Here is a 21,547-nt window from a genome sequence, read left to right as displayed (position 1 = left end):
TTTTTGGCAGCTAAATCCTGCCAAAACCGCCTTGTTCCGGGCCGGTGGGAAGCGTATCTCCTCTTTCTGCTTAGCAACGCCATAATCAGGACACGTGATGTCAGCTCCAGTCGCCCCGCGTCTTTCACACCTTCAACGCCTTGAAGCGGAAAGCATCGAAATTTTCCGCGAGGTTGCCGCGAGTTTCGAGCGGCCCGTGATGATGTATTCGATTGGCAAGGATTCGAGCGTCCTGCTGCACCTTGCACGCAAGGCGTTCTACCCCTCGCGTATTCCGTTCCCTTTGCTGCACATTGATACGACCTGGAAGTTCAAGGAAATGATCGCGTTCCGCGATCGGATGGCGGAGGAATACGGGTTCGAACTGAGGGTGCACACCAATCCCGAGGGCGTTGCCAACAACATCAACCCCTTCGATCAGGGTTCGGCCCGATACACCGACATCATGAAGACGCAGGCGCTGCGCCAGGCGCTCGGCGCCGGGCAATACGACGCGGCGATCGGTGGCGCGCGGCGCGATGAGGAGAAGTCCCGGGCCAAGGAGCGCATCTTCTCGCATCGCAACGCCAACCATGCCTGGGACCCCAAGAACCAGCGGCCCGAGCTCTGGCGGATTTTCAACACCCGGCTCAATCCCGGCGAGTCGATGCGCGTGTTCCCGCTCTCGAACTGGACCGAGCTGGATATCTGGACCTACATATACGCTGAAAACATCCCGATCGTACCGCTCTATTTTGCGCGGCCACGTCCGGTGGTCGACCGCTCCGGCACGCTGATCATGGTCGACGACGACCGGTTCCGTTTCGAAGATGGCGAAGAACCCCGCGAGGAGGTCGTGCGTTTCCGGACACTCGGCTGTTATCCTCTGACAGGCGCCATTCCCTCGCAAGCCGCGACGCTCCCCGAGATCATCATGGAAATGCAGGCTTCCCGTAACTCCGAACGCGAAGGGCGGCTGATCGACAGCGATCAGGTTGGCTCAATGGAAAAGAAAAAACAGGAAGGGTACTTCTGATGACCCAGTTGGCCCAGGAGGCGACGCCTGACACCGATATCGCGCTCTGGCTCGCACAGCAGACCGAAAAGTCGCTGTTGCGCTTTTTGACCTGCGGCAGCGTAGACGATGGGAAATCAACGCTGATCGGCAGGCTGCTCTATGACAGCCAGTTGATCCTCGATGACCAGCTCGCGAGCCTCAAGAAGGAAAGTCATAACCGGCATGTCGGCGACGAGGGCATCGACTTCTCGCTGCTTGTCGACGGGCTTGTCGCCGAGCGCGAGCAGGGAATCACCATTGACGTCGCCTACCGTTTCTTTTCCACCGACAAGCGCAAATTCATCGTCGCCGATACCCCGGGCCATGAACAGTACACGCGCAATATGGCTACTGGTGCGTCCAACGCGGATTTGGCGCTTTTGCTCATCGATGCGCGAAAGGGCATCCTGACTCAGACCAAGCGTCACAGCTTTATTCTCTCGTTGATCGGCGTGAAGCACGTCGTCCTCGTGGTCAACAAGATCGATCTGGTCAACTACGACCGCGCGACCTTCGAGGCTATAGAGGCCGAGTACAAGGCCTTCGCCAAGGACCTCGGCTTCGAGAGCTTCCAGGCGATTCCCGTTTCCGCTCTAAAGGGCGACAACATCGTCGCCAACTCGACACGCACGCCGTGGTATGCGGACACCCCGCTATTGCCCTATCTTGAGACCATCCAGGTCGACAAGGACACAAGCGAAACGCCGTTCCGCTTCCCGGTTCAGTGGGTCAACCGGCCAAATCTCGACTTCCGCGGTTTTTCGGGCACTGTGGCCTCCGGCACCGTCAAGGTCGGCGATGAAGTGCTCGTCGCCGCCTCGAAAAAGCCGGCCAAAATCAAAGAGATCGTCACGATGGACGGTAAACTCGACTGCGCCGTTGCGGGGCAGGCGGTCACGCTGGTGCTCGACCGCGAGATCGATATCTCCCGCGGTGACGTGTTGAGCCATTCCGGCCAGACTCCCGACTATTCCAACCAGTTCCAAGCCGAACTCGTATGGATGGCCGAAGAGCCGGCCTATCCGGGCCGCTCCTACCTTTTGAAACTCGGCAGTCAGCTCGTCCCCGCGACGATCACCGATCTCAAGCACCGCACCAACGTCAACACGCTGGAAAAAAGCGCGGCCAAGAGCCTTGAGCTTAACGAAGTCGGAACCGTGACGCTCGCCACGGACCGTCCCGTCGCCTTCGATTCCTATGGCGAGAACGGCTTGACCGGCGGCTTTATCCTCATCGACCGGATCGCCAACACGACGCTGGGCGCCGGTACGATCGACTTCGGATTGAGGCGTGCGCACAACCTTTCCTACCAGTCTTTCGACGTAAACCGCGATGTCCGTGCCCAGATGAAGGGGCAAACGCCGCGCATTGTTTGGTTCACCGGCCTATCCGGCTCAGGCAAGTCCACCGTCGCCAACCTTCTGGAAAAGCGTATCACCGCCGAAGGCAAGCACGCTTATATCCTCGATGGTGACAATGTTCGGCACGGGCTCAACAAGGATCTGGGTTTCACCGACGCCGCGCGCGTGGAAAACATCCGCCGCGTGGCCGAGGTCGCGCGCCTGATGGCGGACGCCGGTCTCATCGTGCTTGTCTCGTTCATCTCGCCGTTCAAGAACGAACGCCGCATGGCTCGCGAGATCGCCGGCGACATCGATTTCATCGAGGCCTACGTCGACACCCCGATCTCGGTCTGCGAACAGCGTGACCCCAAGGGGCTCTATGCGCGCGCAAGGCAGGGTGAGATCAAGAACTTCACCGGTATCGACAGCCCCTTCGAGGCGCCCGAACGTGCCGATATTGTCCTGCACGGCGCTGACGAGAGCCCCGAACAGATGGCTGAAGCGCTCTACGCTCGGATTTTCGGATAAAGGCCCAGAGCGAGTCCAGAAAAAACATGTCTTCGGACGTAATCCACTGGTGTCCGGTTCAGGGCAAAGCTGCGCCTCCCCCGCCACCGTGTCACCCCGGGGCTTGTCCCCGGGGGCCAGTGCCAGGTGCTCAGGACTTTGTGAGTGCGAACCGGGTGATGATCATCACCCGGTTCGTTTGAACGCAAAGACGAGTCCTTTCACGCGCTGGACAGCGCGTGGCTGGTTTCCGGGGACAAGCCCCGGAATGACAGCGGTGGGGGGCAGGTACGGTGCCAACCTGTCAAAATCACCGCGCAGAACAACTAGCGAAGAATTTTATCCGAAGAGGTCGAGCGTAAGCTCTGCCTCGAATTTCGGCTTGGGCTTCGCCTTGGCCGACTTCGGCTTGCTCTTTTCCACCCGTGCCGGTTCTTGAGCGGTTGGGGCAGGGGATGAACCGTAAGGTTTCACCCATTCGGCAATGGCCGCTAGCCCTTCTGTTTTGAGTGCATAGAAACGCCGCTGTTTGTCAGCGCGCACCTGTACGAGGTTCGCGTCGCGCAGCACTTTGAGATGCTGGGAGATTGCCGGCTGGCTTACATTCGGGAATGCGGCGACAAAAGCCCCTGCGGGGTGTTCGCCTTGGCGCATCATGTCGAGCATGGCGCGGCGGGTAGGGTCGGCAATTACAGCAAAAACATCCATAAGATGCGATTTATATAAGCGCCGTCCAAAGGCAAGCGGGTGCTGTACCCGATCGACGCTTTACTGTGGAAAGCTCTCTATTCCAGAAGCTCGGCAAGTTCGCCAATCGCCGCGTCCCATGCTTCGATGGAAAAGATCCGCGACTCCGGATCTTTGTGTGCCTCGGCTTCTTCCGTGAGTATGATTTCCGTCCGCCCGTCGCCCACCTCCTGAAACACGACGGTAAGCACGGACTGCTCGATATCTTCGTTCTCGCCTTGATAGTGCCAGTGCTCGACAAGTTTGGTTTCGGGCTCATAAACGAGCACCGTACCGCTCACCACGTGCACGATTTCAGGATCATCGGTATCGACAGTCTCGAACCGGAACGCACCGCCCTCGAATGGCTCGAAGCTCACCTTTTCTGCTTGCCATTGTTCGAGCAGGGCAGGGTCCGTCCATGCCGCAAACAGCTCTTCGGCTGGCGCGTCAATTGTCCGCGTGAGAGTGATGCTGTTTTCGGTTTCCGGGTCCATAAGCGGGCTTGCCTCCAGGTCCTCGCTCGTAAACCTCAGGTCCTGGCGGGTCAAGCGCCAGCGATGCGCTCGGCCCTCGAACGTTCGGTAATATAGCCTTGCACAGCGTCACCCGACATCGGCTTGGCAAACAAATACCCTTGGACCAGCCAAACGCCCAGCCCGCTGATGGCAGAAAGTTGCCCTGTAGTTTCCAGCCCTTCAACGATACAATCGACACCGATGTTTCGGCATAGGCCAACGATAGACTTTACAATGTTGCGGCTCGTCTCGTTGGATTCGATGCTGGCTATGAAACTGCGGTCGATTTTGATCTTATCGAGTGGCAGCAGGTGCACATACGAGAGGCTGGAATAACCGGTTCCGAAATCGTCTAGCGCGACCCGGATGCCCATCGCGCGCAACTGACCGAGCGCCGTGCAAGCTTGATCGAAATCGCGCATGACAGCGGTTTCGGTAATTTCGAGTTCGAGGCGCGATGGAGAGATCCCGCTTTCTGCGACGACTCGCATCAATCGATCAACAGCGTCGGGCGAGGCGATGTCGCAGGCCGAAAGATTGAATGAAAGCCAGACGTCTTCCGGCCATGCGGTCATGACGCTCAACGCACGGTGCAATAAGTGCGTGCTGAGCGGGGAAATGAGCCCGGTTCGCTCGGCCACAGGAATGAACTGATCCGGCGGGACAACGTCCAGAGCCGGACTCGTCCAGCGCGCTAGCGCCTCAAACGCGACCGGCCGCTCCGTACGCACGTCATGGATAGGCTGGAAGACGAGCGAGATTTCTTTTTCCAGGTGGGCGTTGCGCAGCGCCTGTTCGATCATCCCGCCGCGCCGCATCTGCGCTTCGTGATGCTTGGAAAAGATCACAACTTCGCCACGTGCGTTGGCTTTTGCGTGGTAAAGAGCGCAATCCGCCCGCTCGAGAATATGTGCCGGCGCGTCATCTGCGCCTTGCGTAATGGCAAAGCCGATCGTCCCCGAAATCTGTACGGTGCCTTCGGGCAGGCGATAAGGATCCGCGAGACTGTCGCAAACCGCGCGCCCGAATCCTATGATTGTCTCCGGCGAAGAGACCCCATCCATAATGATGCCGAACTCATCGCCCCCGAGGCGCGCGATAAGGATATCCTCCTTCGCAAGGCGACTCAGGCGCCGGCCAACCTCAAGCAAAACCCGGTCGCCGGCTGCGTGCCCGTATAGATCGTTGACCGGCTTAAACCCGTCGAGATCGATGACGCCCACCGCGAACTTGTCGGCATGGGCATCGCGATCGGTGCGCCTCGCCAGAGATGCAAAAAAACTGCGCCGATTCGGCAAATCGGTCAGGCTGTCTATGTTCGCAAGCTTGAAGTTCTCATCCACAAGGCGCTGGGTTTCCGCCTGCTTGACGACTAGGGCCTTCTGGGTCTCGATCAGATTGGCGAAGTCGCGATAATTGGTCTGTAGCATGTAGATCATGCCGCCCGCCACGAGGCATACATTAAGCGCCATTGCGACAAAGACTGGATTGCCACTCAGGCCGAAAAACAGCGTATAGGCCGGGATCACGATTAGGGTAACCGTAAGCGCCGCCGCACGCATATGCATCAGGCACAGGATGATGCATATGACCGTCACCGCCATATAGAACGGCACAAAGCTTTGCGCATAAGCGTCGCCATAAGGGTAGAGCATGAGAGCCCACCCCGTGAACCCCGCGCCCAGGACGAACGAGAACCGGATCGTCCCTCTGAGCATCTCGACCGTTTCGCGATAGCTCAACGCCCGGTTGCGTAAGCGCCACCATTTGGCCAGCCGGAAGAGCGCACCAGCATAGAGAACCATCGGTATCCAGATGGTGAGATAATCCGGTGCGGTACCAAGATGCGTGCTTGCCAACGCGACGGTGTTAATCACCAGAATGAAATAGAGCAGCGGCACTTGTCGCGAAAACGCTCGCGCTTGCGAGCCGATAAGCTCCCGATTATGCACCGGGATGGAAAACAGTGCCGCCACTTTCTGTGCGAGCTGCATCCAGATCGTCCGCTTCAAGGTTGAAATGAGATGATCGAAGATACAGCTTTAAGATTGTATGAAAACGCGCCGGCGCGCTGAAACACTGCCTCGACGTTTGTTGGGGCCTGTCAGGAATCTTCACTCGTTTGCGGGCTTTCCGTTGCGCGTCCGTTTTCTCCTCGCGTTTTCCAAAGAGAGTAGGCCACCCCTGCAGCCAGGATCGAAACGGTCACCACGAGCGAAAGCGCGGTGTCGATATGAATGTGTAGCGGCACGAGGAAAATCTTGATGCCGATCAACACCAGCACAAGCGCCAGGGCGAACTGCAGGTAGCGAAACCGCACCATTGCAGCAGACAGCGCGAAGAATAGCGCGCGCAGGCCTAACACAGCGAAGACGTTCGAGGTATAGACGATGAAAGGGTCCTGCGTGATCGCGAAAATCGCCGGCACGCTGTCAACCGCAAAGATTACGTCGATAATTTCGACCATGATGAGCGCAACCGCCAGTGGGGTGAGATACATCACGACCTTGCCAGTCTTGGCGTGCTCCTGCTCGACGAAGAACTTGTTGCCATGGAACTGCGGCGTGATTCGGAAATGCCGGCGCAGGAATTTAAGGATTTTGTTGTTCTCGAGGTCATCTTCTTGCTCGACTTCAAAGAACATCCGCGCGCCAGTAAAGACGAGGAATGCACCAAAAACGAAGAGAATCGGCTGAAACGCCTGGACGAGCGCCACGCCGGCCCCGATCAGGATCGCACGAAACAAAAGCACGCCGATGATCCCCCAGAACAGGACACGATGCTGATAGACCCGTGGAACGCCAAGGAACGTGAAGATTGAGGCGATGACGAAGATGTTGTCCATCGCCAGACTCTGTTCGATGATATAGCCGGTGAAGAATTCGAGCCCGGAATCCGATCCGCGTGCAATCCAGACCCACGCGCCGAATGCGAACGCGACGGCCACATACATGCCGTAGAGCATGAAGCTCTCTTTGGCGCTGATCTCTTTTTGCTCTTTGTGCAAAAAGCCCAGATCGAACACCATGATGGCGACGACAATGACTATGAATGCCAGCCAGAACCAGGCAGGCGTACCCAGGAACTGGGTTTCGTGCAAATGTGCGAGGATTTCCATCGCCGGACCGTCTCCATGTTAGAAGTGGAGCAGTTCCGACATCACGAAAGGCTCAAGAGCCAATCGCCAGAGGGGCCCGGCACTGCGCGGCGAGCTATACGCTCTTTCATATGCAATGAAAAGGGCCGCCCAGATCACGATTTGAGAAGGAAATGGCTCCCCGGGCCGGATTCGAACCAGCGACCAACCGGTTAACAGCCGGTTGCTCTACCACTGAGCTACCGGGGAACAAGAGGTAGCCCTGATGAACAGGTGGCGTTGATCTATCCAATTTGTTCGCGCTTGCCAACCCCCAAATCGAATACGCCCGCTCGATGGGAAAAACCGCCTATGAACGCCGAGAAAGCGCGAGCAGGTCGGGCAGGGCGTTGACGTTGGCAAAAGGGTTCGCCGTAGCGAGCGGAGCATAATCGAGCGATACGCATCCCGCCGCCTCGGCAAGCGAAAAGAGCGAGGGGCCGCGCCGGTCTCGCGACGCTCCCGAAAGCGTCGCTTCGAGCGCCTCCTGCCGCCAAAGGATGTTGGTCGGGTAGCGGTTTTCGCCAAATGCGGCAATCACACCCCCCACGTCGTCCGTAAGCAAGGCATTCGCCCGGGTGGAAAAATCGCTTGGGAAAAAAGGCGTATCGACAGCCACAGTCAAAATGCGGGCCTCAGGTGCGTTGACCGCGCACCATCGGATCGCGGCGAAAAGTCCTGCAACTGGCCCAGGCGGACCGTCGGGCTCATCTTCAATTGTTTCAAGAGCGAGCGATTCGGCCGCTTTTGAAACTGCCGCCTCTCGCGCGATCGAGAATAATACACGGTCGCATTGGGGCGCTAGGCGACCGAAGACACGGGCCAGAAGGGGAGTTCCCCCCAATCTCAGGTCGGCCTTGCGGACACCCCCCATCCGCAATCCGGCCCCACCGGAGAGAATGACACCGACGTTATTCACAATGCCTCCAGACTCTGACACTTACGGACCCGAATTATCGGGCCACGATGCGGTCCTCAGCCAAGAGTCCCACAATGCCGCCATAATTGATACTATAGCAATGCAATGCGCTCGGGTGGCGCTGACAATTATGGGCAAATGCTCGGATTGTGATTTACCCTCTGAAAATGTCAAAGCGGCCAAGCATACGAAATGACCAAGCACGCAAAAGGGTGTCTTCTGGCCGCGGTAGTCTCGGCTATCCTATGGGTATTGGTCATATGGGTAGGTATTGGGTTCTTTCGCTAGGCACGTACCGCTACGGCATGTGGTGATATGCGAATTTCGGCGCAAAAGCCCCTGCAATCCACCGGCTTGGCAACCCTCTGCGTGGCTTTGGATGAAAAATGACGGTGGGGTGCTTCATGCGCTTGCATAACCCCCGCCCATCGCTTAGAACCGCCCGCCAGAGGCCTCGTGGCGGAGTGGTGACGCAGCGGATTGCAAATCCGTGTACACCGGTTCGATTCCGGTCGAGGCCTCCATTCCCCCTCTATTGATATTCTGGATGATTCGGCGCGTGTGGTGCGGGAGCGCGTGGCATGGTTTCGGGGGCTCCGTAATGGCACGGACAAGGCGATCCATTTTGCGTGTCGCCGGTACGTGAATTTACCGCTCGCTAACCAAAAAAACGTTGCTTTTGAGCAACATCAACGGCTTGCCCTATTCTTGCCACGAGTCGGCCCCACTTCGTCCGTAGTCGGGCGTGAAGGTCCGGTTCACGGCACGAGGGCTGGCGGCCAGGCGTTGTTGTGGCATCAAAGCAACACCTCCCTTGCTTTAAGGCTGTGACGTCCGGTCCTTTGGAACAAGTGCTAACCGGCAAGGTTCTAGTTTGCACACGCCGGTAAAAAGGAGACAACGACTTATGAACTCGCTCAAGAAAGCGGCCATTGCCGCGCTTCTGTCCACGACCGCTTTCAGCGGTGCGCTCGCTGCTGACGCGATCACTACCCCGCCGCCGCCGGTTGCATCTGCTCCTGTGATGATGGATGACGGTGGCTTTGACTGGGACGGCTTCTATGCCGGTGCCAGCGTCGGTGGCATTTACAATATCGACGATTCGGAAACGTCCTGGACTGTCGGTGCCCAGGCCGGTGTGAACACTACGTTCGACTTTTTCCTGGTCGGTGCTGAAGTTGCCATTGATGGTGTCTTCCCGCCCAACAACGGCGACATCTATGCTTACGGTTCGATTCTGGGCCGCGGCGGTGTCGTCATCACTGACGAGATGCTTGCTTATGCCGCTGTCGGCTTCGGTTCGGATTTCGACGCCGCCGATGGCGTGGGTAACCACATTCTCGCCGGTGGTGGTCTCGAATTCGCCGTGACCGACGACGTCACGTTGCGCGGCCAGTACCTCTATGGCTGGGATCAGACCAACGATGTGCCGAGCACGGACATCCACAAGTTTACGGTCGGCGCCAACTTCCACTTCTAGGCGCGCCGCCCGTATACGGGAATTTACAGAACGGCCCCGCCACACACGGCGGGGCCGTTTTTCTTTGTTTGTTGCCCTGGTAATGCAATGTTTAGATTATGGCCGAATTGTAGACGAAAGATGACCTTGAGAGGCACCCAATTCAAGGTTCCTGATAGGATAGGAATGGCAAATGGTCCAAATGGATCATGCATGTGCATTCCCGCTTCAGCCATAGTTCGCGCTGGAATGAGGGATGGCTCGATTGGATTTTAAACTGTCTTGGGGGACAGATGACCTATTTTCATAAACCACTCATACTGGCGGTCGGAACACTGCTCGCAGCCTCGGTGGCTCAAGCAGCCGATCCGGTTGTTTCGACGCCTATTGTCCCGGTGGTGCCCGTCATTGAGGATGAATTCGACTGGTCCGGTTTCTATGCCGGTCTGGGCGGCACTGCATCCTGGCAGAGCTACGAATTCGACGGCGACGCGGCTGCGTCGGAGCCGGATTTTGCATTCTATCCCACCGTTTATGGCGGGCAGATCGTCCTCGGTGGCAACGCGCAGTTCGATTCGGTGGTTTTCGGCATTGAGGCTGCCGCTGGTATCTATGGCTTTTCGGGGAGTGGTACCGGCGATCTGAGCGAGCTGTTCAGCGGTGCTCCGGACGATATCAATTTCGACTACAGGTCGGGCGGCTATTCGGCTGACCTTTCGGCGCGCCTGGGGTATCTCGTTACGCCTACCGTGCTGGTTTACGGCTCGGGCGGTGCGAGCGCGATCTACAGCAACAACAATACCTCGTTCACATACGTGGACCCGATGACCAGCGACGAGGTCACCGAAGAACTCGAACACTTCGGCAATCTGTTCGGCACCATCGGCGCGGGTGTGGAAGTTGCGCTCTCCGACGCCGTGAGCGTCGACTTTGAGTACGAGTACGGATTTTCGGCCGCTGGATGGCTGGCGGAGGAGATTCCCGAACTTGAAGGCCTGTCTTCGCACTCACACACCATCAGCGCCCAGATGCTGTTCCACTTCTAGATTTTGAACCCTACGCAGAACCTGAACCCCGCCGTCGAGCGGGGTTCTTTTTTGTCGTATGTGAGGGCAGGGCGTCGATCTCTACAATTTTAGTAAAGTCTTAGGCACGTTCGGAGGCTTTTGTTGCCCGCTCACGCGCGTGCGCAATAATGCCGACGAATTAACCTTAACGGAGTGACGTGAAATGCGTGCCCTCAAAGCGATGTTTGTGGCGATTGCGATGACCGGCGGCCTCGCCGTTGCCCCGGCGTTCGCGCAAGACGTGTATAGTGGCTACAACTATAATATGGGTCTCGGGTTTGACTGGGACGGCTTTTATTCCGGCGTTTATGGCGGCGGCGTTCCGGTGACCGATGGGGAGCAATCCTGGAGCGCCGGTATTTTCACCGGTGTGAATGTCGCTGTTGACCAGACTTTCGTGCTCGGTGCGGAAGCTCAGCTTGGCGGTGACTTCGATAGCACGATCGCGCTTGATGCTCTGGTCCTTGCAAAAGGCGGCGCCGCCTTCGGCGATGCCCTTATCTATGGTGCTGGCGGCACCGGGCTCATTGCCGGTAATTTTGGGTACGCATTCGGCGGCGGTATCGAATACGGCGTAACCGACTATGTCAGCGTGCGAGGCGAGGCGCTCGGAACAGGGGAATGGGGCTCGGGTCCGAACGAGATGCGACTCACCGCAGGCGTCGCGTTCCATATGTAACGGTTGACCGCCAATGCCGTCGCGGCTTGGCACCCTAAGGTCAAAACAGCGCTAGATTTCCGGCGTCCGCTTAGGCGGGCGCCTTAGCCTTTTTGGGAGCAATGCGCGGCGTCAAATCCGCGCAGGTATTGCGATGCGCTGCCAATGGGCGGCAGATCGTTCTTTCGTCGTAAATACATGACAAAAATGGTCAATATTATGCCCCCTTGAAACAGGGATGGGGCTGGGCTAAGCCCTGTCCGACACTAGGGGCCCGGCCAACGGAGGTGCGTGGTCCTTGCGTCCGGCACTCCCCCGCCGGGCTTCTGACAAGGCATGGCTGTCTTATGAACGAATTGCTCAGCAACTACCTGCCAATTTTGATTTTTGTGGGGCTGTCCGGCGTGATCGGCCTCGCGCTTCTCGTGGCACCCTTCTTGATTGCGGTCAAACGCCCCGATCCCGAGAAGGTTTCCGCTTTCGAGTGCGGTTTCGAAGCATTCGAAGACGCCCGTATGAAGTTCGACGTCAGGTTTTACCTCGTCGCCATTCTTTTCATCATTTTCGATCTCGAAGTGGCGTTCCTGTTTCCGTGGGCGGTCGCTTTCGGCGAACTCGGCTGGTTCGGGTTCACATCTATGATGATATTCCTTGGCGTCCTGACGATCGGCTTCATATATGAGTGGCGGAAAGGAGCACTCGAATGGGATTGAGTCGCACGCAAACGATAGCGACGGCCCAGCCGACGAGCGTTGTTCCCGACACCGATCCGCTCTTTGTCGAGGTCAATAACGAACTCGCCGACAAGGGCTTCCTCGTCACCACTACCGACGAGCTTATTAACTGGGCCCGTACCGGCTCGCTCATGTGGATGCAGACCGGCCTCGCATGCTGCGCGGTTGAGATGATGCAGATGTCGATGCCGCGCTATGATGTTGAACGCTTCGGCACCGCTCCACGCGCGTCCCCTCGCACGTCCGATCTTCTGATCGTCGCCGGCACACTGACCAATAAGATGGCTCCTGCCTTGCGCAAGGTCTACGACCAGATGCCCGAGCCGCGCTACGTCATCTCGATGGGAAGCTGCGCGAACGGTGGCGGCTACTACCATTATTCCTATTCGGTGGTGCGTGGCTGTGATCGAGTCGTGCCAGTCGACGTCTATGTCCCTGGCTGTCCGCCGACCGCCGAAGCGCTGCTCTACGGCATTCTGCTTCTGCAAAAGAAGATTCGCCGCACAGGCACGATAGAACGGTAAGGGCAGGCCATGGACGAAGCTCTTAATGAACTGGGCGAGTATATTGCGCTCAAGCTCGAAGACGCGCTTGACGGGTTCTTTGTCGCCTATGGCGAGCTGACGCTGGAGGCCAAGGCCAGCCAGATCGTTTCCATAGCCCGTTTCCTGCGCGACGACGCGCGGTGCCGGTTCGTTTCGATCATCGACGTCTGCGGTGTCGACTATCCCGACCGCACGCAACGTTTCGATGTCGTCTACCACTTCCTTAGCCCCACCCAGAACACGCGTGTGCGGGTGCGGGTGACGACCGACGAGGACACGCCGGTTCCCTCGATCACCGACGTCTATCCCGGCGCCAATTGGTTCGAGCGGGAAGCCTACGATCTTTATGGGATTCTGTTCTCCGGACATCCCGATCTACGCCGTCTTCTCACGGATTATGGCTTTGACGGGCACCCGATGCGCAAGGATTTCCCGCTCACCGGCTTCGTCGAGGTTCGCTATGACGAATCCCGCAAGCGCGTCGTCTACGAGCCTGTGAACCTGGCCCAGGAATTCCGGAACTTCGACTATCTGTCGCCTTGGGAAGGGACTGACTACGTGCTCCCCGGAGATGAAAAGGCTAACCAATGACGTCTGTAGCTCCTGAGGTCGACGTCAAGACCTTCACGCTGAACTTCGGGCCGGTGCACCCGTCCGCGCACGGCGTGCTGCGGCTGGTGCTTGAGCTTGACGGCGAGGTCGTCGAACGTGTCGATCCGCATGTCGGGCTTTTGCACCGCGGCACCGAAAAACTCATCGAGCACAAGACCTATCTCCAGGCCGTGCCCTATTTCGATCGGCTCGACTACGTTGCGCCGATGAACCAGGAGCATGCCTTCGCCCTAGCGGCGGAGCGTCTGCTCGGCATCGAGGTCCCGTTCCGCGGCCAGCTGATCCGTGTGCTTTATTCGGAAATGGGCCGGCTGCTCTCGCATCTGCTCAACGTTACCACGCAAGCGCTCGATATTGGCGCGCTGACACCGCCGCTCTGGGGCTTCGAGTTGCGCGAAGAACTGATGATCTTTTACGAGCGCGCGTCGGGTGCCCGTATGCACGCGGCCTACTTCCGCCCCGGCGGTGTCCATCAGGACCTGCCGCAGGATCTCATCGACGATATCGCAACGTTCTGCGAAAAGTTCCCCAAGGCGCTCGATGATATCGACAGCCTTCTCACCGGCAATCGCATCTTCAAACAGCGTAACGCCGATATCGGCGTCGTGTCGCTCGAGGATGCCTGGGCTTGGGGGTTCTCCGGCGTCATGGTGCGCGGTTCGGGCGCAGCTTGGGATCTGCGCAAGGCACAGCCGTACGAATGCTACGACCGCATGGACTTCGACATCCCCGTCGGTAAGAACGGCGACTGCTATGATCGTTATCTCGTGCGCATGGAAGAGATGCGCCAGTCCAACAAGATCATGCTCCAGTGTATCGAATTGCTCAATTCGCCCGAAGGGCAGGGGCCCGTTTCGGCGACCGACGGTAAGGTCGTGCCGCCCAAACGCGGCGAGATGAAGCGCTCGATGGAAGCGCTCATCCACCACTTCAAGCTCTACACCGAAGGCTATCGGGTACCTGAGGGCGAGGTTTATGCCTGCGTCGAGGCCCCTAAGGGCGAATTCGGCGTGTACCTCGTCTCCGATGGGACCAACATGCCGTATCGCTGTAAGATCAGGGCGCCCGGATTCGCGCACCTTCAGGCCATGGATTTCCTGTCGCGCAAGCACATGCTCGCCGACGTGACGGCCATTCTCGGCTCGCTCGATATCGTATTTGGAGAGGTTGATCGCTGATGAGTGTGCGTCGCCTTGCAGATGAAGCCATCCAGCCCGAGAGCTTCGCGTTCACCAAGGAGAACGCGGCTTGGGCCAAGGCTAAAATCAAGCAATATCCCGAGGGCCGCCAGCAGTCCGCCGTGATCCCGCTTTTGATGCGTGCGCAGGAGCAGGACGGCTGGGTATCCCGCGCGACCATTGAAAGCGTCGCGGACATGCTCGACATGCCCTATATCCGCGTGCTCGAAGTCGCAACCTTCTATACCCAGTTCCAGCTCCAGCCGGTCGGCACGCGCGCCCACGTCCAGGTCTGCGGCACCACCCCGTGCATGCTGCGCGGCGCCGAGGATATCCGCGCCGTCTGCCAAAAGCACATCCACCCCGATCCGCACCACCTCAACGAGGATGGCACGCTGAGCTGGGAGGAAGTCGAATGCGCTGGCGCCTGCGTCAACGCCCCGATGGTCACCATCGGCAAGGACACCTATGAGGACCTGACCCCCGAGCGCTTCGAGGAAATCCTCATCGCCTTCCGCGACGGCAAGGGCGATACCATCACGCCCGGCCCGCAGAATGGCCGGCAATATGCCATGCCGGCGGCAGGGCAGACGACGCTAACCGAGATTCCGGCGCGGCCCGGCCACAAAAACGGTACGAAAGCGAAACCGGCCACTGGAACCGCGCCAGGTAAGAAGCGGAAGGTGACTGAGGAGGCCGCTCCAGCGATTGACGGTCCGTCCGACGAAGCCAAGGTTTCGGTCGCAGGCGCCGAAAAGGCGCGGCGCAAGGCCGCTGCCCCGGTAAAGGGCAAACTTGGCCAGGCAGGACGCAAAGGGGCGACAGGCAGCGAGTCACAGGCTGTCACACCGCACCGCGATAGACCGGCAACACCGCTATTCAAGACGCCCAGGGGCAAGCCCGACGATCTCAAGCTCATTTCCGGCGTCGGCCCCGCGCTCGAACGTAAGCTGCACGCGTTGGGCATCACCAAATATGCCCAGATTGCTGCCCTGACCGACGGCGAGATCGCCAAAGTGGATGATGCTCTGCGCTTCAAGGGCCGCATCGCGCGGGACAATTGGACCGGTCAGGCCAAGGCGCTGGCCGACGGCGGCGTGGACGAGTATGTCCGCGTTTTCGGCAAGAAGCCGCGCTAGGAGAGATGAGCTATGCTTGAAGATAAAGATCGCATCTTCACAAATCTCTACGGGCTCGACGATTGGGGGCTCGAAGGCGCCAAACGCCGTGGGTCCTGGAATGGCACCAAGGATTTGCTCGACAAGGGCCGCGACTGGCTTACCAACGAGGTGAAAGCCTCCGGGTTGCGCGGCCGCGGCGGCGCGGGCTTCTCGACCGGCCTTAAATGGTCGTTCATGCCCAAGCAATCCGATGGGCGCCCGCATTACCTCGTCGTCAACGCCGACGAATCCGAGCCGGGCACCTGCAAGGACCGCGAAATCCTTCGCCACGACCCGCACCACCTCGTCGAGGGCTGCCTGATCGCAGGCCGCGCCATGGACGCGCACCACGCCTATATCTATGTCCGCGGCGAGTTCATGCGCGAGCGAGAGCGCCTCGAAGCCGCGGTGCAGCAGGCCTACGACGCCAAGCTCATCGGCAAGAACAACATCCACGGCTGGGACTTCGATATCATCGTCCACCACGGGGCAGGGGCCTATATCTGCGGGGAGGAAACCGCGCTCCTTGAAAGCCTCGAAGGCAAGAAGGGGCAGCCGCGCCTCAAGCCGCCATTCCCGGCCGGAATGGGCCTGTATGGCTGCCCGACCACCGTCAACAACGTCGAATCCATCGCCGTCGTCCCGGAAATCCTCCGTCGCGGAGCATCCTGGTTTGCCGGCCTTGGCCGCGAAAACAACACTGGCACCAAGCTCTTTTGTGTATCGGGTCACGTCAATAACCCCGCCACGTTCGAAGAAGAGATGGGCACGCCGTTCGACGTGCTCGTCGAGAAGCACTGCGGCGGTATTCGTGGCGGCTGGGACAATCTCCTCGCCGTCATCCCGGGTGGGTCTTCGGTCCCGTGTGTTCCAGGCGAAAAGATCCGCTCCGCGCATATGGATTTCGACGGCCTGCGCGAGGTTGGCTCCTCGCTCGGCACGGCGGCGGTTATCGTGATGGACAAGTCCACCGACATCATCAAGGCGATCTGGCGTCTTTCAGCCTTCTACAAACACGAAAGCTGCGGCCAGTGCACGCCGTGCCGCGAAGGCACCGGCTGGATGATGCGCGTCATGGATCGCATGGTGCGCGGCGAAGCCCAGAAGCGCGAAATCGACATGCTGTTCGAAGTGACCAAGCAGGTCGAGGGCCACACCATCTGCGCGCTCGGCGACGCGGCGGCTTGGCCCATCCAGGGTTTGATCCGCAACTTCCGGCACGTCATCGAAGAGCGGATCGACGCATACACCTACAAGTCCAGCTCTGACGGCGCTGTGCCGTCGGTTGCGGCGGAGTAAAGTTCATGGCGCAAATCAAGGTCGACGGCGAACTCATTGAAGTGCCTGATCACTTCACCCTGATGCAGGCGGCGGAAGCGGCCGGCGCCGAAATCCCTCGTTTCTGCTATCACGAGCGCCTTTCGGTCGCCGGCAATTGCCGTATGTGCCTCGTCGAGGTGAAGGGCGGTCCCCCGAAACCGCAGGCGAGCTGCGCCATGGGTGTCAAGGATCTGCGCCCTGGCCCCAATGGTGAGCCGCCGGAAATGTTCACCAATACGCCTATGGTCAAGAAGGCCCGCGAAGGCGTGATGGAATTCCTCCTGATCAACCATCCGCTCGATTGTCCGATCTGCGATCAGGGCGGCGAATGCGATCTGCAGGATCAGGCGATGGCCTACGGCGTGGATTCCTCGCGCTATTGGGAAAACAAGCGCGCCGTCGAGAACAAGCATATCGGTCCGCTGGTCAAGACCATCATGAACCGGTGCATCCACTGCACCCGCTGTGTGCGCTTCACGACCGAAGTCGCCGGTGTCTCCGAACTGGGACTCATTGGGCGCGGCGAAGATGCCGAGATCACGTCTTATCTCGAACAGGCTATGACCAGCGAGTTGCAGGGCAACGTCATCGACCTCTGCCCCGTTGGCGCGCTGACCTCCAAGCCCTACGCCTTCCAGGCCCGTCCTTGGGAATTGACCAAGACCGAATCCATCGACGTCATGGACGCCGTCGGTTCGAACATCCGTGTCGACGCCCGTGGCCGCGAAGTGATGCGCATCCTTCCGCGTATCCACGAAGGCGTCAACGAAGAATGGATTTCCGATAAGACCCGCTTCGTCTGGGACGGCCTGCGCACCCAGCGCCTCGACCGACCTTATGTTAAAAAGGGCAAGAAGCTCCAGGCCGCGACCTGGAACGAGGCCTTCGCCGCCGTCGCCGCGCGCATCAAGAAAACCGATCCCGCGAAGATCGGCGCTGTTGCAGGCGATTTGGCCGGCGTTGAAGAGATGTTCGCGCTCAAGGCGCTCCTGGCATCGCTTGGCTCGGGCAATATCGATTCCCGTCCCGCCGGTTCTGCGTTCGATCCTAAGAAAGGCAGGGCGGGTTACATTTTCAACCCAACGATTGCCGGGATCGAACAGGCCGACGCCATTCTTATCGTCGGCACGAACCCGCGCCGCGAGGCTGCCATCGTCAATGCCCGCATCCGCAAGGCGTGGCGCGCCGGCAATGTCGAAATCGGCCTCATTGGCGAACCTGCCGATTTGACCTACGACTATGCTCATCTGGGCGCAGGCATCGATACTTTGGCGGAACTTGCCGCAGGCAAGGGGGCTTTTGCCAAGACGCTCGAGAACGCCAAGCGCCCGATCGTCATCGTTGGCGAAGGTGCGATGACCGGCGCTTCGGGCAAGGATGTCCTCGGGCTCGCCGCCGAGGTCGCGCAGAAGAACGGTGCGCTGAGTGACGAGTGGAATGGGTTCGGCGTCCTGCACACCGCTGCAGCCCGTGTCGGGGGCCTCGATATCGGTTTTGTGCCAGGCAAAGGTGGGCTCGACACTGCCGGCATGCTCAAGGCATCCAATAAGGGCGAACTCGACGTCCTCTTCCTTCTTGGTGCCGACGAGATTGACTTCTCGGCCATTGGCGAGAACACGACGGTCATCTATATTGGCACGCACGGCGATGCCGGAGCGCACAAGGCCGACATCATCCTGCCAGCCGCCGCGTACACCGAAAAGAGCGCGACCTACGTCAATACCGAAGGGCGCGTTCAAATGACCACCCGTGCCGTCTTCGCTCCCGGAGAAGCCAAGGAAGACTGGGCCATCCTGCGCGCGCTTTCCGGAGTCCTGGGTGTCACTTTGCCCTATGACTCGCTGACTGCGTTGCGCGCCAACCTTTATGCGGAATTCCCGCACTTGGCCCGGCTCGACGGCATTGCAGGGGGCAAGGCATCCGACGTCGCCAAGCTCGCAAAAGCCACGGCGCCGAAAAAGGGCAACGCGCTCATCTCGCCGATCACCGATTTTTACCTCACCAACCCCATCGCGCGGGCCTCTGCCGTTATGGCCGAATGTTCGCAATTGATGGCTGGCCTCAAACAGGCAGCGGAATAAGGCCTCGATATGGACTGGATTATTTACGCGCTCGACTATCTTCTTGGCGTACCCATCCTGGGATGGGGCACGATGGTCGGGTTTGTCTGGAAAGCCCTGCTGCTGCTCGTTTCGCTGCTGCTGTTCACCGCTTACATCCTTCTTGCCGACCGCAAGATCTGGGCCGCCGTGCAAATCCGGCGCGGACCCAACGTCGTTGGTGCTTTCGGCCTTCTGCAAAGCTTCGCAGACCTTTTGAAATTCGCGCTCAAGGAGCCGGTTATTCCGGCGGGTGCCGATAAGGTGGTCTTCCTGCTGGCGCCGCTTGTTACGGTGCTGCTGGCGCTTTCGGCCTGGGCCGTCGTTCCGTTGGATCAGGGCTGGGCGTTGGCCGACATCAACGTTGGCATTCTCTATATCTTCGCGATCTCGTCCCTGAGCGTCTACGGCGTCATCATGGGGGGCTGGTCCTCGAACTCGAAATACCCATTCCTTGGTGCGCTGCGTTCAGCTGCACAGATGGTCTCCTACGAGGTTTCCATCGGCTTCGTGATCATCACGGTGCTTCTGTGCGTGGGGTCGCTGAACCTCACAGACATCGTGGTCGCGCAGCAGGAAATGGGGCTCGCGCATATGCTGGGCGTGCCTTGGCTGTCGTTCCTCAACTGGTTCTGGCTGCCGCTCTTTCCGATGTTCATCGTCTTTTTCATCTCCGCGCTGGCCGAGACCAACCGTCCGCCCTTCGATCTGCCCGAAGCCGAATCCGAACTTGTTGCGGGCTTCATGGTGGAATATGGCTCGACCCCGTACATGATGTTCATGCTCGGCGAGTACGTCTCGATCATCTTGATGTGCGGACTGACGACGCTCCTCTTCCTCGGCGGCTGGGCATCTCCGATCGATCTGCCGCCTTTCACATGGATACCGGGCGTTGTCTGGTTCGTTCTGAAATTGTCGGTGGCCTTTTTCATGTTCGCTCTGGTCAAGGCCATCGTCCCGCGTTACCGCTATGACCAGCTGATGCGGCTGGGCTGGAAAGTGTTCCTGCCGCTGTCGCTTTTCATGGTCATTGCCGTTGCCTTCGTTCTCCAGCTCACTGGCTGGGGCTGGCACGGTGGCATGTAAGGAGAAATCGAAATGCAGGCATTGAGATTCCTCGACGCGCTTCTCCTCCGCGAATTCGTATCGACCTTCTTCCTGGCGATGCGCTACTTCTTCGCGCCTAAACCGACCATAAACTACCCCTTTGAAAAGGGGCGTGTGAGCCCGCGCTTCCGGGGTGAGCATGCCCTGCGCCGCTATCCCAACGGCGAGGAACGCTGCATTGCGTGCAAGCTGTGCGAGGCAATCTGCCCGGCACAGGCCATCACCATCGAGGCTGGCCCGCGCCAGAACGATGGCACGCGCCGGACGGTTCGTTACGACATTGACATGGTCAAATGCATCTATTGCGGCTTCTGTCAGGAAGCTTGCCCGGTCGACGCCATCGTTGAAGGGCCGAATTTCGAATTCGCGACCGAGACGCGCGAGGAGCTTTACTTCTCCAAAGAGCGTCTCTTGGCCAATGGCGACCGTTGGGAGCGCGAGCTGGCCGCCAACATCGCGCTCGACGCGCCGTACCGCTAGGAGCATCGACGTGGTTCTGCCTCTTTTATTTTTTTACCTCTTCTCGGCCATCGCGATCGCATCCGCGCTCATGGTGATTGCCTCGCGCAATCCCGTGCATTCCGTGCTGTTTCTCATTCTTGCCTTCGTCAACGCCGCGGGCATTTTCCTTTTGGCCGGTGCGGAATTCCTCGCACTCATCCTGATCGTCGTCTATGTCGGCGCCGTCGCAGTGCTGTTCCTGTTCGTCGTGATGATGCTGGACGTCGATTTCGCGGAGATGCGCTCCGGCATGCTGCAATACATGCCCATTGGTGCCCTGATCGGGATCGTCCTGCTGCTTGAGCTTCTGCTCGTTGCGGGTACAGCTTATCTGGCGCCCGAAGGTGCGGGGAGTGGGGTCTTGCCGATCGCCGGGGGAATCGAGAATACCCGGGCGCTGGGGCAGATTCTTTACACGCGTTATATCTATCTGTTCCAGGCCTGCGGGCTGGTGCTTCTGGTGGCCATGATCGGCGCAATTGTCCTGACACTGCGCCATAAGCCGGGCGTCCGGCGCCAGGACGTTGCCAAGCAAGTGGCCCGCGGCAAGAGCGGGCTCGAGATCGTCAAAGTCGAGAGCGGCAAGGGGTTGTAAGAGGGCAAATGATGACACCGGTTATCGGGCTCGGTCACTTCCTGACCGTCGCCGCCATTCTGTTCACCATCGGGGTCTTCGGCATTTTCCTCAACCGGAAGAATGTCATCATCATCCTGATGTCGATCGAGTTGATCCTTCTGGCGGTCAATATCAACTTCGTCGCCTTTTCTGCGCATTTGGGCGATCTCGTGGGCCAGGTCTTTGCCCTGGTGATCCTCACCGTGGCAGCCGCCGAGGCCGCAATCGGGCTGGCGATCCTGGTAATCTTCTTCCGTAACCGCGGCTCCATCGCGGTTGACGACGTCAATATGATGAAGGGCTAGG

The 21,547-nt window shown here is 59.1% G+C and carries 21 protein-coding genes and 2 tRNA genes; 17 read left to right on the top strand and 6 right to left on the bottom strand.

The features are described from left to right. Positions 1-97 precede the first annotated feature (97 nt). Positions 98-1,015, top strand: coding sequence for a sulfate adenylyltransferase subunit CysD (gene cysD, locus LG281_RS03080; RefSeq protein ID WP_404404250.1), 918 nt, complete (start codon positions 98-100; stop codon positions 1,013-1,015). After that, positions 1,015-2,907 carry a sulfate adenylyltransferase subunit CysN gene (gene cysN, locus LG281_RS03075; RefSeq protein WP_404404248.1) on the top strand — a complete coding sequence of 631 codons (1,893 nt, stop codon included), beginning with the start codon at positions 1,015-1,017 and terminating at the stop codon, positions 2,905-2,907. Before cysD ends, cysN begins: the two co-directional genes overlap by 1 nt. A 318-nt stretch (positions 2,908-3,225) precedes the next feature. On the opposite strand, the gene LG281_RS03070 is transcribed toward cysN, so the two are convergent. The 6 genes from LG281_RS03070 to LG281_RS03045 all read right to left on the bottom strand — a co-directional run bounded on the left by LG281_RS03070 (position 3,226) and on the right by LG281_RS03045 (position 8,185). Beyond that, positions 3,226-3,594 carry an ArsR/SmtB family transcription factor gene (locus LG281_RS03070; RefSeq protein ID WP_404404246.1) on the bottom strand — a complete coding sequence of 123 codons (369 nt, stop codon included), beginning with the start codon at positions 3,592-3,594 and terminating at the stop codon, positions 3,226-3,228. A gap of 77 nt (positions 3,595-3,671) precedes the next feature. Beyond that, complete coding sequence (locus tag LG281_RS03065) at positions 3,672-4,109, bottom strand: SRPBCC domain-containing protein (protein ID WP_404404244.1); 438 nt, start codon at positions 4,107-4,109, stop codon at positions 3,672-3,674. 50 nt (positions 4,110-4,159) lie between these two features. Continuing rightward, positions 4,160-6,124, bottom strand: a complete 1,965-nt coding sequence (locus tag LG281_RS03060) for a putative bifunctional diguanylate cyclase/phosphodiesterase (RefSeq protein ID WP_404404242.1) — start codon at positions 6,122-6,124, stop codon at positions 4,160-4,162. A 110-nt stretch (positions 6,125-6,234) separates the two neighbouring features. After that, positions 6,235-7,248 (bottom strand): TerC family protein, encoded by a 1,014-nt coding sequence (locus tag LG281_RS03055; protein WP_404404240.1) that lies wholly within the window; start codon positions 7,246-7,248, stop codon positions 6,235-6,237. Positions 7,249-7,401: 153 nt separating this feature from the next. Continuing rightward, positions 7,402-7,476: transfer RNA gene (locus LG281_RS03050), tRNA-Asn, on the bottom strand. A gap of 100 nt (positions 7,477-7,576) precedes the next feature. After that, the gene (locus tag LG281_RS03045) at positions 7,577-8,185 is read right to left on the bottom strand and encodes a molybdenum cofactor guanylyltransferase (RefSeq protein ID WP_404404238.1); all 609 of its coding nucleotides are present in this window, start codon (positions 8,183-8,185) and stop codon (positions 7,577-7,579) included. Between the two features lie 450 nt (positions 8,186-8,635). On the opposite strand from LG281_RS03045, the gene LG281_RS03040 reads away from it, so the two are divergent. From LG281_RS03040 to nuoK, 15 genes are all read left to right on the top strand, one after another. After that, positions 8,636-8,709 (top strand) — tRNA-Cys (locus tag LG281_RS03040). Positions 8,710-9,092: 383 nt separating this feature from the next. Beyond that, positions 9,093-9,665 carry an outer membrane protein gene (locus tag LG281_RS03035; protein ID WP_404404236.1) on the top strand — a complete coding sequence of 191 codons (573 nt, stop codon included), beginning with the start codon at positions 9,093-9,095 and terminating at the stop codon, positions 9,663-9,665. 272 nt (positions 9,666-9,937) lie between these two features. After that, on the top strand, positions 9,938-10,690 hold the full coding sequence (locus LG281_RS03030; RefSeq protein WP_404404234.1) for an outer membrane protein: 753 nt from the start codon (positions 9,938-9,940) through the stop codon (positions 10,688-10,690). Positions 10,691-10,874: 184 nt separating this feature from the next. Continuing rightward, positions 10,875-11,390 carry a hypothetical protein gene (locus LG281_RS03025; RefSeq protein WP_404404233.1) on the top strand — a complete coding sequence of 172 codons (516 nt, stop codon included), beginning with the start codon at positions 10,875-10,877 and terminating at the stop codon, positions 11,388-11,390. Positions 11,391-11,716: 326 nt separating this feature from the next. Continuing rightward, positions 11,717-12,082, top strand: a complete 366-nt coding sequence (locus tag LG281_RS03020) for an NADH-quinone oxidoreductase subunit A (protein WP_231805053.1) — start codon at positions 11,717-11,719, stop codon at positions 12,080-12,082. After that, positions 12,073-12,627, top strand: coding sequence for a NuoB/complex I 20 kDa subunit family protein (locus tag LG281_RS03015; RefSeq protein WP_404404230.1), 555 nt, complete (start codon positions 12,073-12,075; stop codon positions 12,625-12,627). The genes LG281_RS03020 and LG281_RS03015 overlap by 10 nt, the downstream gene beginning before the upstream one ends. Positions 12,628-12,636: 9 nt before the next feature. Continuing rightward, complete coding sequence (locus tag LG281_RS03010; RefSeq protein ID WP_404404228.1) at positions 12,637-13,239, top strand: NADH-quinone oxidoreductase subunit C; 603 nt, start codon at positions 12,637-12,639, stop codon at positions 13,237-13,239. Next, a complete protein-coding gene (locus LG281_RS03005; protein ID WP_404404226.1) occupies positions 13,236-14,438 on the top strand; it encodes an NADH-quinone oxidoreductase subunit D in 1,203 nt (400 codons plus the stop codon). Before LG281_RS03010 ends, LG281_RS03005 begins: the two co-directional genes overlap by 4 nt. After that, entirely contained in the window at positions 14,438-15,577 is a 1,140-nt protein-coding gene (gene nuoE / locus LG281_RS03000; RefSeq protein ID WP_404404224.1) for an NADH-quinone oxidoreductase subunit NuoE, read from the top strand. Before LG281_RS03005 ends, nuoE begins: the two co-directional genes overlap by 1 nt. Positions 15,578-15,589: 12 nt before the next feature. Continuing rightward, complete coding sequence (nuoF, locus tag LG281_RS02995) at positions 15,590-16,897, top strand: NADH-quinone oxidoreductase subunit NuoF (protein ID WP_404404222.1); 1,308 nt, start codon at positions 15,590-15,592, stop codon at positions 16,895-16,897. Between the two features lie 5 nt (positions 16,898-16,902). Beyond that, positions 16,903-18,999 (top strand): NADH-quinone oxidoreductase subunit NuoG, encoded by a 2,097-nt coding sequence (gene nuoG, locus LG281_RS02990; RefSeq protein WP_404404220.1) that lies wholly within the window; start codon positions 16,903-16,905, stop codon positions 18,997-18,999. A 72-nt stretch (positions 19,000-19,071) separates the two neighbouring features. Beyond that, a complete protein-coding gene (nuoH, locus tag LG281_RS02985; RefSeq protein ID WP_404406603.1) occupies positions 19,072-20,103 on the top strand; it encodes an NADH-quinone oxidoreductase subunit NuoH in 1,032 nt (343 codons plus the stop codon). 12 nt (positions 20,104-20,115) lie between these two features. Further along, positions 20,116-20,604, top strand: coding sequence for an NADH-quinone oxidoreductase subunit NuoI (nuoI, locus tag LG281_RS02980; RefSeq protein ID WP_404404218.1), 489 nt, complete (start codon positions 20,116-20,118; stop codon positions 20,602-20,604). A 10-nt stretch (positions 20,605-20,614) separates the two neighbouring features. Then, on the top strand, positions 20,615-21,220 hold the full coding sequence (locus LG281_RS02975; RefSeq protein WP_404404216.1) for an NADH-quinone oxidoreductase subunit J: 606 nt from the start codon (positions 20,615-20,617) through the stop codon (positions 21,218-21,220). 11 nt (positions 21,221-21,231) lie between these two features. Beyond that, entirely contained in the window at positions 21,232-21,546 is a 315-nt protein-coding gene (gene nuoK, locus LG281_RS02970; RefSeq protein WP_404406601.1) for an NADH-quinone oxidoreductase subunit NuoK, read from the top strand. Position 21,547: the final 1 nt, after the last annotated feature.

This window comes from Pelagibacterium halotolerans, from assembly GCF_044811015.1.
Taxonomy (GTDB): Bacteria; Pseudomonadota; Alphaproteobacteria; order Rhizobiales; family Devosiaceae; genus Pelagibacterium; species Pelagibacterium halotolerans_A.
The sequence above is the reverse complement of the archived record's forward strand: the minus strand, read 5'-3'. Positions and strand labels throughout refer to the sequence as shown.